Raw genomic sequence first — 12,349 nt, 5'->3', positions numbered from 1 at the left:
GGTACAATAGGCGACCTTATGCCGAGCACGGTTATTTTACACAATTTCACAAAAAAGTAATCAATCGACTACACAAAGTCGAGATGGAGTTAACAGTGAGCGTAAAAATTCATTACCAAAACACGCATTTCATCACTAGTGCACCCGATATTCGTCATTTACCTGAGGACGAAGGTGTCGAAATTGCGTTTGCAGGACGCTCAAACGCGGGTAAATCGAGCGCACTTAATCGTCTAACTAACCAAAAAAGTTTAGCCAAGACATCTAAGACGCCTGGTCGTACCCAATTGATCAACTTATTCAAAGTTGAAGACGGTTGCCACATCGTCGACTTGCCAGGGTACGGTTTTGCTCAAGTCCCTATCGAGATGAAAAACAAATGGCAGAAATCTCTCGGTGAATACCTACAGAAACGCCAATGCCTTAAGGGCTTGGTGGTCTTAATGGACATTCGCCATCCAATGAAAGATCTCGACCAACAAATGATTTTCTGGGCAATCGATAGCCACATTCCTGTACAAGTTCTGCTGACTAAAGCAGATAAACTCAAAAGTGGTGCTCGTAAGCAAACTTTATTAAAAATCCGTAAGCAAGTGGAAACATTCGGTGGCGATGTTGCTGTAGACGTTTTCTCTTCTCTCAAGGGCTTAGGAGTCGATCAGTTGCGCGCCAAACTGGACACTTGGTTTGCGCCAGCATTGACACACCTTATGGAAGAGGACGAATTGGTAACCCCACCAGAGTTAGCACCGCACTCAAATCATGAAGATTAATTAACAAAAAATGTTAAATTTTCTGCGCTAGCCCTGCCATTTGGTGGGGCTTTTGTTTATACGTCCGAGACTTCCCATTTATTCAACAGTCATTATCTTCTATGTTTCACTTCTTAAGCGACTATTCACAACCTAGACGACAGATAATAAAAATCCCCACCTTCCTGGCGGGGATAACGGGAGAGAAATAGTAGTAGTCGTTATTATTATGCTGAATAAGCATTACCTAACTTTTGCATCATTTCAATAGCATAAAAAACGTCCATCGCGTATTCCTACTGTTCCCTTCTTTCATCAATATGCACTAAAAACATTTATATTCATACGGTTACAAGAGTACCATTTATGTTTTTAGCTAACTTAGTTTCTTTCGAGAATAAACCATAGTGTGATTGTAATAAATTTACAGACGATACTACCTAACGCTCTTGGACAAAAAGTAGATATTTGAGCGTACGTTCGTCATATTGTGCCGAGCAGCCCTCTATCGGTAAACTAGCAATCATATTCTTCTCTAATCACCCTATCAAACCATATGGCTTTGACCCAGATAATGGCTTTCCCTTTGATATCGAATCTACAGTAGCGACAAAGTGCTTTGGGAATGCAATGATTGTTCTACTACTCTACAGATAAATCTCTATAGGATTTCACATGCAGTTGAATGAGGCCATCGCCAATCAGATAGTCAAACGAACAATGAAAATCATTCCTCACTCTATCAACGTCATGGATGATAAAGGAAGAATCATTGGTTCAGGCGATCGAACTCGACTACATCAAAAACACGAAGGAGCCGTGCTTGCTATTAATGAGTGTCGTGTGGTGGACATTGATGAAGCAACCGCTCTACATCTTAAAGGCGTCAAACCTGGCATCAACTTCCCTATTATCTATCTCGAACGAATCATTGGTGTCATTGGTATTTCTGGGAATCCAGACCAAATACGCCACTATGGCGAGTTAGTGAAAATGACGGCAGAACTGATCGTTGAGCAAGCGGCGTTGATGTCCCAAGTCGAGTGGAATAAACGCCATCGTGAAGAGCTGGTATTACAGTTAATCCGAGGTGCGAGACTTAATGATAACCAGCTCACCACGATCGCAGAAAGGCTCGGACTCGATTTAACTCAGCCCAGAATAGCCGCGGTAGTCAAAGTCATCCCCGATAAAAATCACACGTTCTCTTTAGAGCATCTACAACAACTGGTGCATTTATTGGAATACCCAGAGCGAGATAACTTAGTGGGTATTCTTTCGGTGTCTAAAAACGAAGTTGTGGTTCTTAAACCGATTTCTCTTACAGACGATGGCTGGTCAAAGCAAGTAGAGACCAAGCGAATAAATCAGTTGTTAAGACGGGTGAAAAAACTCAGTAACTTCTCGATAAAAATCGCTCTAGGTGAGTACTTTTCAGGCGTTGATGGTTTAACTAAATCTTATGAAACGGCGCAATTGACTATGCAGTTGATTCGTAATCAACCGGGTGAGGTGTTCTTTTATCAAGATCATAAACTGCCCGGTTTGATGAGTTCTATCCTAGAAGAGCCATGGAAAGCGGAACAATTGCGCCAACCTTATGACTTATTGAAAAAATATGACACTAAGGGAGTATTAATCCGCACAGTTAGTGAGTATTTTATCCAAAATTGTGACGCATGTCAGACCTGCCAAACTCTGCATATTCATAGAAATACCCTCAGATACCGACTAGAAAAAACCGAACAAATTACATCATTAAAAATCAATAACTTAAATGACAAATTACAGCTTTACTTGGCTATCACGCTTTTTGATAAAAACTAGTCGATTTGTGCAAACCTACAAAAATACAACTATTTGAACAGGGTTATTTGTCCGAATGGCTAAAGACGCTTTTTACTTCAATCCCTATATTTGGCTAAAAATAATTCTTACAACTATGGAAATAGAACATGATTGAAGTCTCTACTCTCGGCGCGCTCGCAGCACTCGTTGTCGCGATAGCATTAATTCTGAAAAAAGTGCCGCCTGCTTACGGTATGATCATCGGTGCCCTAGTTGGTGGGGTGGTTGGCGGTGTGTCGCTCACTGAAACCGTTGGTTTAATGATTGGTGGCGCTCAAGGCATTGTTACTGCCGTTCTGCGTATACTGGCCGCCGGTGTTCTTGCTGGCGTGTTAATCGAATCTGGTGCTGCCACATCTATCGCAGAAACTATTGTCAAAAAGGTCGGAGAAACTCGAGCGCTGCTGGCTCTGGCGCTAGCAACGATGATCCTGACGGCTGTCGGAGTATTTGTTGATGTTGCCGTTATTACTGTATCGCCTATTGCGCTCGCTATTGCTCGCCGTGCGGACATTTCAAAAACCGCTATCTTGCTCGCTATGGTCGGTGGCGGTAAAGCGGGTAACGTCATGTCGCCAAACCCAAATGCGATTGCCGCCGCCGATGCCTTTGATGTTCCGCTGACTTCGGTCATGGCAGCAGGTGTTGTACCGGGTTTATGTGGTCTAATTCTGGCTTATTTCATCGCTAAAAAATTGGTCAACAAAGGCACTAAAGTCGCGGAAAGTGAAGTGGTCGCGGTCGATCATAGCAAACTGCCGACTTTCACCGCTGCGATTATTGCCCCACTGGTTGCTATCGCCCTACTCGCTCTTCGTCCTATTGCGGGTATTAACGTCGACCCTTTAATCGCCTTACCGTTAGGCGGTCTTATTGGTGCAGTTGTGATGGGTCGTTTCAAAGACACTAACCATTTCGCAGTATCAGGCCTAAGCCGTATGGCGCCTGTTGCAGTCATGCTTCTTGGTACAGGAACACTGGCTGGTATTATCGCCAACTCTGGCCTTAAAGACGGTCTGATCGATATTCTTACCGCATCTGGTTTACCTTCTTACCTACTTGCTCCAATTTCTGGTGCGATGATGTCGCTTGCGACCGCATCAACTACCGCAGGTACAGCGGTAGCGTCAAACGTATTTAGTCACACTATTCTCGAACTTGGCGTTCCTGCACTTGCTGGCGCAGCCATGATTCACTCTGGTGCAACCGTATTAGATCACATGCCACACGGTAGCTTTTTCCATGCAACAGGTGGGGCGGTACATATGGACATCCGTGAGCGTCTTAAACTTATTCCTTATGAGTCTGCGGTTGGATTAATGATCGCATTTGTCTCAGTGATGATGTTTGGTGTATTCGGTCTGTTTGTTTAAGGCATTGAGGTAAAAAAATGAAAATTGTAATTGCTCCTGATTCGTATAAAGAAAGCTTGACCGCAATGGAAGTGGCAACCTCTATTGAGAAAGGTTTCAAACACGTATTACCTCACGCGGAATACATAAAATTGCCAATGGCAGATGGTGGCGAAGGTACCGTTCAATCCCTGGTGGATGCGACTGGTGGAAGAATCGTCTCACATCACGTCACCGGCCCGCTTGGCCAACAAGTAGAAGGCTTCTACGGCTTGTTAGGCGACGGTAAAACGGCCATTATTGAAATGGCGGCAGCATCCGGTCTACACCTAGTTGAACCTGAGTTCCGCAATCCGTTACTGACAACAACATACGGTACTGGTGAATTGATTCGAGCAGTGCTTGATCGTGGCGTAGAGCATATCATTGTTGGTATTGGCGGCAGCGCAACCAATGATGGCGGCTTAGGTATGGCTCAGGCCTTAGGCATTCGCATGCTAGATGCTGCTGGTCAGTCACTGACTCATGGTGGTGGTGCACTGGCGAACTTAGTAACCATCGACTCCTCAAACCTCGACCCTCGTTTAGCAAATATTCGTTTGGAAGTCGCTTGTGATGTAGATAACCCACTATGTGGTCCGAAAGGCGCATCACATGTATTTGGTCCTCAGAAAGGCGCGACACCAGAGATGGTCGAGCAGCTTGATCACAACTTAAACCATTACGCAGAGGTGATGAAAGCACAACTCGGTAAAGACGTAAAAGAGATGGCAGGGGCGGGAGCAGCAGGTGGCTTAGGCGCAGCGCTGCTTGGACTATTAGACGCAGAGCTAAGACCGGGCATCGACATTGTCATGGATGCGGTGAATCTTAGTGACGTTCTTAGAGATGCTGACTTAGTCATTACCGGAGAAGGCCGAATCGACAGTCAAACCATTCACGGTAAAACACCGATTGGCGTCGCCCGTAGCGCGAAACAATATGGCTTACCTGTCATTGGCATCGCTGGTTGCTTGTCGTCCGATTGCAGTGTGGTTCACGCACACGGTATTGATGCCGTCTTTGCGGTCGTAAATAGAGCAACAGATCTCGCCACAGCCTTGAAAGAAGCGGCTGAAAATGTAGAGCAAACATCGCGCAATATTGCCCAAACCTACTCGCTAAGGAAATAGATGCCTCGCGGCGATGTTAATGCTCTTCAGCGATCGGCGAATGAATCAATGATGTAGGGAAGCCGCTTGCTTCCCTTTTTTCATGCCCAAGCAACCTCAACATAATTGAGCTAAAAAATTTTCTTTCGCCCAATAAAAAACGCCCCAGTCAAAAACTGACTGGGGCGGCTGAATCAGCCTAATCCAATAACGTGAAACAAAAGGTCTGAAAGATAGAACATCTTACCTCTGTACCCTACGAGTATTAATGTACAACAATTAGTCATAATTGCAAAGAATTTTTGTAGTTTTTTTTCATTAAACTTTTATTAAGCAACATTAAGCATCAGAACTCCCCGTCTTTTTTAACATCAAAAAAAAGCCAGCGTTTGTGCGCTGGCTCATGTTTAATTGAACATTTTGCTTTAAAAGTGACTAATGAGCCTGATCCCAGCTCTCTCCATGCCCCGCTTCCGCAACAAGAGGGACTTTTAATTCGGCAGCTGACTCCATGAGTTTCTGTACTTTACTTTCAATTTCGGACAATGCTGACTCTTCGACTTCGAATACCAGTTCATCGTGTACTTGCATCAACAACTTCACTCGGCCATCACCTTCAGCTTGAATCCATTCCGCCACCAAAAGCATCGCTTTTTTAATGATGTCTGCCGCGGTACCTTGCATCGGCGCGTTGATCGCAGCACGCTCCGCAGCCTTACGACGCATCCCGTTACGTGACTTAATTTCAGGCAAGTACAAGCGGCGACCATAAATGGTTTCAACATACCCCTTTTCTGCTGCAGTGCTGCGCGTATCTTCCATATACTGCATAACGCCTGGATAACGTTCGAAATACTTATCCATATAAGTCTGAGCTTCGCCGCGCGGGATACCCAATTGCTTTGCTAAACCAAACGCACTCATGCCATAAATAAGGCCGAAGTTAACCGCTTTTGCTCGGCGGCGTTGCTCGCTAGACACTTGCTCAATATCGATGCCCATGATTTCGGCAGCTGTGGCGGTGTGAATGTCTTTTCCATCACGGAAGGCATCCAACAAAGCTTGGTCACCGGAAAGGTGAGCCATGATACGCAGTTCAATTTGCGAGTAGTCAACCGCAAGAATTTTGCATCCAGCAGGCGCAACAAATGCCTGACGAATACGACGCCCTTCTTCGTTACGAATTGGAATGTTCTGTAAATTTGGTTCGGTCGAAGATAAACGTCCTGTAGCGGTTACCGCTTGATGGTACGACGTATGCACTCGCCCTGTGGTTGGGTTGATCATCTTCGGTAGCTTGTCTGTATATGTTGACTTGAGCTTCGCTAAGCCACGGTATTCCAAAATCAGCTTAGGTAATGGATAATCCAACGCCAACTCTTGCAACACTTCTTCATTGGTCGATGGTGTGCCAGAAGGGGTTTTCTTCACAACTGGCAAACCCATTTTATCAAACAGGATCGCTTGCAGTTGTTTTGGTGAGTTCATATTGAACTCTTGCTCTGCGATCTCGTAAGCTTTTTGTTCGAGCTCTTCAAGGCGTGCGGCAATTTCTACCGACTGCGCACTCAGCTTCATGTCATCAATCAATACACCCGTACGTTCAATGCGAGAGAGAACTGGCACCAACGGCATTTCGATCTCTTCATAAACTGATTTCAGCTTTTCATCTTGCTCAATGTTGGCAAACAAACGGTTATGCAAACGTAACGTGATATCGGCATCTTCCGCCGCATAAGGTGCTGCTTGATCAAGTTCGATTTGGTTAAAGGTTAACTGGTTTTTACCTTTACCAGCGATCTGCTCAAATGAGATGCAGCTGTGTTGCAGGAAGCGCAGCGCCAAGCTGTCCATGTCATGCTTGCCACCCACACTGTTATAGACATAAGAAGCAAGCATGGTGTCGTGTTTAATGCCCTTCATCTCAATGTCATAGCGCGCGAGCACAGAAGCATCATACTTCAAGTTCTGGCCCACTTTGGCTTGAGACTCATCCTCTAAGATTGGTTTTAATTGCGCTAATACCCAATCGCGATCCAGTTGCTGAGGCGCATCTAAGTAATCATGTGCAACTGGTACATACGCAGCAACACCTTCTTCGGTGGCAAATGATAAACCGACGAGGTTAGCTACCATGTAATTGAGGCTGTCGGTTTCCGTGTCAAATGCAAACAGGTCAGAGGCTTTAAGCTTTTCTAACCATACGTTAAACGTCTCTTCATCCAAAATCGTTACATACTGACTGCGGTCAATGGTGACTGCAGATGCTTCCAACTCAGACTGAGCAGAAGATGAATGAGCTTGTGTCGAGCCTGCGAGTTCAACCGCTTCCGTCGAGCCTGAGCCACCTTCTAACAGCTCATTCAGCCACGATTTAAAGGTCAGCTGTCCATACAGTTGAATCAGCTCATCTTTATTCGGTTCACCTTTAACTAACGACTCTGGGGTTTCTTCAAGCTCGACGTCCAGTTTGATGGTCGCCAACTCGTAAGACAACATTGCATTCTCTTTGTTGTCGATAAGTTTCTTTGCCATCGTTTTAGAACCACGGAAACCCAATGGGGCTATATCATCTAAGTTTTCGTACAGCTTTTCCAAACTGCCGATACCTTGCAACAAGGCCGTTGCCGTTTTATCCCCAACACCCGGAACACCCGGAATGTTATCCACTTTATCGCCCATCAGTGCCAGATAGTCGATGATCAGCTCTGGTGGGATACCAAATTTTTCCACTACCCCTTCTCTATCCATGACAACGTTCGTCATGGTGTTGATCAGCGTAATGTTATCATCTACCAACTGCGCCATATCTTTATCACCAGTACTGATTAGTACGGGCATACCCTTTTGCGACGCTTGATGAGCCAGTGTGCCAATCACATCATCGGCTTCCACACCCGGTACACAAATTAAAGGTAACCCCATCGCACGAATTACATTGTGCAACGGTTCGATTTGGCAGCGAAGATCATCCGGCATGGGCGGGCGGTTGGCTTTGTATTCTGGATACATATCGTCACGGAAAGTTTTTCCTTTCGCATCGAAAACCACGGCTATACGCTCGGAGGCAAACTGACGCATCATGCTGCGCAACATGTTCACTACGCCATAAACCGCATTGGTCGGGATTTCCCCATTGCTCATTGTGCCAGGGTAGGCATGAAATGCGCGATAGAGGTAAGAAGAACCGTCGATAAGAATCAACGGATTTTCAGGAATACTTGCCATATTTGTCTGTATCCAATTTAGTACTTGAGAGATGGGTCTAGGATGCCATGACTGCTGATCTGAATCTATCTTGTTCGCTCGATCCAGATCGCGTAAATTTTGCGAGTATATACACTAAAACACACCTCACCCTGTGGATAACTCTGTTCATAGAAATTATCCACTGGTTATCCAAAAGCAAAAAAAACGCGAAACAATGAATATAACCAACTGTTTTATATGAAATAGATCGGGATAGGATAAAAAGATCGACGATCCTAAAACGATCCTTACATGTGGAAAAGTTACAGATAGTGACGTCAAATAAAATCGTAGGGAAGAAAAAAGCGACCCAATTGGGTCGCCTAGCAGAAGCGGTAAAGTCGATACCATCGATGTGGTCGCTTAACCAATAAGCTATAAATTACACTGGAAGCAATGTGAGCAATGTCGTGTCAAAAAGAATTAGTACAGATCCTGAAACCGTTTCATTATCTTCTCAACTATCGTCAATCAGCAATCAAACGCTCTTAAGAACTTTCCTCATTCCCTAAGACAGGGTTAATAATAATGATTCTCATTTCACAGTCAATAGTTAAATGAGAAAAAATATCATTTATTTTTCATCGCTCGCTTAAATCGCTTCCAACGTTACTTGATATACACAGTTACTTTAGATACAACGTTATTTAAGGTGCTGGGCAGCTTGTGCATTTTCTTCAGCCAGCCACTCTGCGACATCTTTGGCAAAATAAGTAAGAATGCCGTCAGCGCCAGCACGTTTGAAGCAAAGCAGTGACTCCATTACCGTCTCTCGCTCTTTGAGCCAGCCATTAAGAATGGCCGCTTTATGCATGGCATATTCACCTGATACTTGATAGGCAAACGTTGGGACTTGGAGCTCGGTTTTCACGCGACGAACGACGTCTAGGTAAGGCATACCTGGCTTCACCATCACGGAATCAGCGCCTTCGTTGATATCTAGCGCGACTTCATGAATCGCTTCGTCAATATTGGCAGGATCCATTTGGTAGTTCTTCTTATTCGCCCCTTTTAGGTTAGAAGAAGACCCCACAGCATCACGAAATGGACCATAGTAATTAGAAGCGTATTTTGCGGAGTAAGCCATGATCTGCGTATGAATATGGCCTTCTGCTTCTAGCGCTTCACGGATTTTACCGATACGACCATCCATCATGTCTGATGGTGCAACCACATCAGCACCGGCTTCGGCGTGAGACAAGGCTTGCTTGACTAATACTTCTGTCGTTTCGTCATTCATTACGTAGCCATCTTCATCGATGATGCCGTCTTGACCATGGGTAGTAAATGGGTCGAGAGCCACATCGGTGATAACACCAATTTGCGGAATATGTTCCTTTAATGCGCGTACGGCACGCTGGACCAAACCTTCTGGATTGTAGGCTTCTGTCGCGCAGATGCTTTTTGCATCTTGATTCACGACAGGGAAAAGGGCGATTGCTGGCACACCAAGATTGGCTAAGTATTGTGCTTCTTCTAGCATTAAATCAATCGACAATCGCTCCACACCCGGCATGGATTCAACGCTTTCACGACGATCTTTGCCCATGAGAATGAACATCGGGTAAATCAAATCGTTAACAGTAATTTGGTTTTCAGCCATTAGGCGGCGGCTAAAATCATGCTTACGTAAACGACGCATGCGGCGTGCAGGGAATGGACCTTGAATTGATACAGACACCATGTTCTCCTTGTCTGGACGGTTATGATGATCAAATCATCTGGTGAGCAAAATCATATCACTCCTGATTCATGTTGCGAGTGATGATTAGAAAAAAGGTGAGGAAAAATCGGAAAATGACCCAGCACTCACACTCAAGTATACTGCGATTAGCACCCATACAAAGAAGCTAGAGACCAACCATGATCGACACCCATGCACATATCTACGCCAGTGAATTTGATGGCGACCGAGATGAAGTCGTCAACCGCGCCTTAGAACAAGGCATCAATAAGATTTTGCTGCCAAATATTGACTTGGATTCGATTGAACCAATGTTGCAAACTGAAGCCGCTTATCCTGAGATTTGTCGCTCTATGATGGGGCTACATCCTTGTTATGTCGACGAAAACGTCGAGCAAAGCCTAGAAATTATCCGCGGCTGGTTTGAAAAACACTCGTTCATTGCTGTGGGCGAAATTGGTATCGACCTGTATTGGGATAAAACCTATCGCGCCGAACAGGAAAAGGCGTTTGTCACCCAGCTCAACTGGGCCAAAGAGTTGGACTTACCAGTCGTGATCCACACTCGTGATTCCATTGAAGAAACGCTCTCCTTGCTACGTCAAGAACAAGATGGCCAGCTGCGAGGAGTGTTCCACTGCTTTGGTGGCAGCTTGGAAGAAGCACAAGCGATTAACAAGTTAGGCTTTCATCTTGGCTTGGGCGGTGTATCGACATTTAAAAACGGCGGTATGGACAAAGTCATCCCACACCTTGATATGCAGTGGGTTATCCTAGAAACCGACTGCCCTTATTTAGCGCCAGTGCCTCATCGTGGTAAACGTAACGAACCCGCCTATACTTCACTCGTTGCTCAACGAATTGCGGAACTGAGAGGTGTCAGTATCGACGACATCGATCGGCAAACAACAAGCAATGCAGAAACACTGTTTAATCTGAATCAATAAGTCAGCAGCAATAATTCAAGCAAGACGGTAAGCACAGCAAGGCAAATAAATGCATTAGACGTGGAACAGGCTCAATTGAGGTTCTAAAATGAGTCATACTCCCAATTTATCAAGCAAATCACGGACAAGGAAGTACCGATGGATTTAGAACGTGTTTATTTGGTTATCAGTATTCTCGCTGGCATTGTTTTCTTATATACCTTGATTGCCAAACGCATCGAGCATTCGAGTATTTCTGGACCCATTGTGTACGTCTTGCTCGGGTTGCTACTGGGTGAACATGGCTTGAACATCCTTGGCACCTCGGCAGAAGCGAACGATTTGCGGCTGCTTGCCGACCTAACTTTAGCACTGATCTTATTCTCAGATGCTGCCAACTCCAACCTGGGTATTCTAAAACAGAAAGCCATCTATCCTCTTCGCATGCTGTTGCTGGGTCTACCTGGAGCAATCCTTTTAGGTACCTTGTTAGCCGTCGTCTTGTTCGATGTGCTTACCGTAGTAGAAGCCGCCATTCTTGCTACCATGCTGGCTGCAACCGATGCAGCATTAGGCAAAGCCGTCATTGCCAACCATAAAGTCCCCGCGCCAATTCGCGAAGGATTGAATGTAGAAAGCGGCCTCAATGATGGGCTGTGCGTACCGATACTGCTGCTATTAATTACTATCGCCACCAGTAATAACCTTGCTGATGTCAGCACCGTCGATGCCTTAACGGTATTTGCCGAGGAGCTGGGCATTGGTGTTTTAGTCGGTGTATCTTTGGCTTTCATCGGCACCAAGTTGCTGTTCTGGAGTGCGAAAAAAGGTTGGTTGAGTGAAGTCTGGCTACAACTAACCGTTGCCACTATCGCTCTGACAAGCTTTAGCCTCGCACAAACACTTCACGGCAGTGGTTATATCGCCTCTTTTACCGGGGGATTGCTGTTTGGGCACCTCGTTTCTCGTCATAAACATAAGCTGATTCTTACCACAGAAAGTATTGCCGAATTACTGGCAATGTTGACTTGGATTTTGTTTGGAGCCTCGGTGGTTGGACAATTCGTTGGTTTGTTCTCGGCAAATATGATTGTGTATGCCATCATCAGCCTAACCCTCGTGCGCATGCTACCCATTTATCTCTCTTTCCTCGGTAGCTCGGTCCCTGCTCGTCATCGTTGGTTTATGGGGTGGTTTGGTCCACGAGGGCTGGCCAGTATCGTTTTTGCCATCATCGTACTCGATGCAGAATTACCAGGAAGCAAGTTCATCGTCCTCACGGTAACGTGTACCGTGACTATCAGCCTGTTACTACACGGTATTACGGCCCGAGCTCTGTCAGAACGTATTGGCAGAAATTAGTTTTTTATTGAGCTTAGAGACAAAA

The 12,349-nt window shown here is 45.3% G+C and carries 8 protein-coding genes; 6 read left to right on the top strand and 2 right to left on the bottom strand.

Going from position 1 to position 12,349, the window contains the following annotated elements:
- Positions 1-95: 95 nt before the first annotated feature.
- The 4 genes from yihA (at position 96) to ONE56_RS00430 (ending at position 5,124) form a co-directional block, all read left to right on the top strand.
- On the top strand, positions 96-773 hold the full coding sequence (gene yihA / locus ONE56_RS00445) for a ribosome biogenesis GTP-binding protein YihA/YsxC (RefSeq protein WP_331437280.1): 678 nt from the start codon (positions 96-98) through the stop codon (positions 771-773).
- A gap of 654 nt (positions 774-1,427) precedes the next feature.
- Complete coding sequence (locus tag ONE56_RS00440; RefSeq protein WP_423840048.1) at positions 1,428-2,579, top strand: sugar diacid recognition domain-containing protein; 1,152 nt, start codon at positions 1,428-1,430, stop codon at positions 2,577-2,579.
- 128 nt (positions 2,580-2,707) lie between these two features.
- Complete coding sequence (locus tag ONE56_RS00435; RefSeq protein ID WP_041155744.1) at positions 2,708-3,973, top strand: GntP family permease; 1,266 nt, start codon at positions 2,708-2,710, stop codon at positions 3,971-3,973.
- Positions 3,974-3,990: 17 nt separating this feature from the next.
- Positions 3,991-5,124, top strand: a complete 1,134-nt coding sequence (locus ONE56_RS00430) for a glycerate kinase (RefSeq protein ID WP_423840047.1) — start codon at positions 3,991-3,993, stop codon at positions 5,122-5,124.
- A gap of 414 nt (positions 5,125-5,538) precedes the next feature.
- Here ONE56_RS00430 and polA read toward each other — a convergent pair whose 3' ends face one another.
- A complete protein-coding gene (gene polA / locus ONE56_RS00425) occupies positions 5,539-8,331 on the bottom strand; it encodes a DNA polymerase I (protein WP_415679510.1) in 2,793 nt (930 codons plus the stop codon).
- A 664-nt stretch (positions 8,332-8,995) separates the two neighbouring features.
- Entirely contained in the window at positions 8,996-10,033 is a 1,038-nt protein-coding gene (gene hemB / locus ONE56_RS00420; RefSeq protein ID WP_423840046.1) for a porphobilinogen synthase, read from the bottom strand.
- 182 nt (positions 10,034-10,215) lie between these two features.
- Between hemB and ONE56_RS00415 the strand changes: the two genes are divergently transcribed.
- Both ONE56_RS00415 and ONE56_RS00410 read left to right on the top strand, forming a co-directional pair.
- On the top strand, positions 10,216-10,983 hold the full coding sequence (locus ONE56_RS00415) for a TatD family hydrolase (RefSeq protein ID WP_041155741.1): 768 nt from the start codon (positions 10,216-10,218) through the stop codon (positions 10,981-10,983).
- 138 nt (positions 10,984-11,121) lie between these two features.
- A complete protein-coding gene (locus tag ONE56_RS00410) occupies positions 11,122-12,324 on the top strand; it encodes a cation:proton antiporter (protein ID WP_041155740.1) in 1,203 nt (400 codons plus the stop codon).
- Positions 12,325-12,349: the final 25 nt, after the last annotated feature.

Origin of the sequence: Vibrio mytili (genome assembly GCF_049563345.1) — a bacterium.
GTDB classification, from domain to species: Bacteria; Pseudomonadota; Gammaproteobacteria; order Enterobacterales; family Vibrionaceae; genus Vibrio; species Vibrio mytili.
Note: the sequence above shows the minus strand (reverse complement) of the source record. Positions and strands in the feature narration are given on the sequence as shown.

Excerpts from the sequence above, each read along its gene's own strand:
- ONE56_RS00440 (WP_423840048.1), top strand. The coding sequence starts at position 1,428 with ATGCAGTTGAATGAGGCCATCGCCAATCAGATAGTCAAACGAACAATG.
- ONE56_RS00435 (WP_041155744.1), top strand. The coding sequence starts at position 2,708 with ATGATTGAAGTCTCTACTCTCGGCGCGCTCGCAGCACTCGTTGTCGCG.
- ONE56_RS00430 (WP_423840047.1), top strand. The coding sequence starts at position 3,991 with ATGAAAATTGTAATTGCTCCTGATTCGTATAAAGAAAGCTTGACCGCA.
- polA (WP_415679510.1), bottom strand. The coding sequence starts at position 8,331 with ATGGCAAGTATTCCTGAAAATCCGTTGATTCTTATCGACGGTTCTTCT.
- ONE56_RS00415 (WP_041155741.1), top strand. The coding sequence starts at position 10,216 with ATGATCGACACCCATGCACATATCTACGCCAGTGAATTTGATGGCGAC.
- ONE56_RS00410 (WP_041155740.1), top strand. The coding sequence starts at position 11,122 with ATGGATTTAGAACGTGTTTATTTGGTTATCAGTATTCTCGCTGGCATT.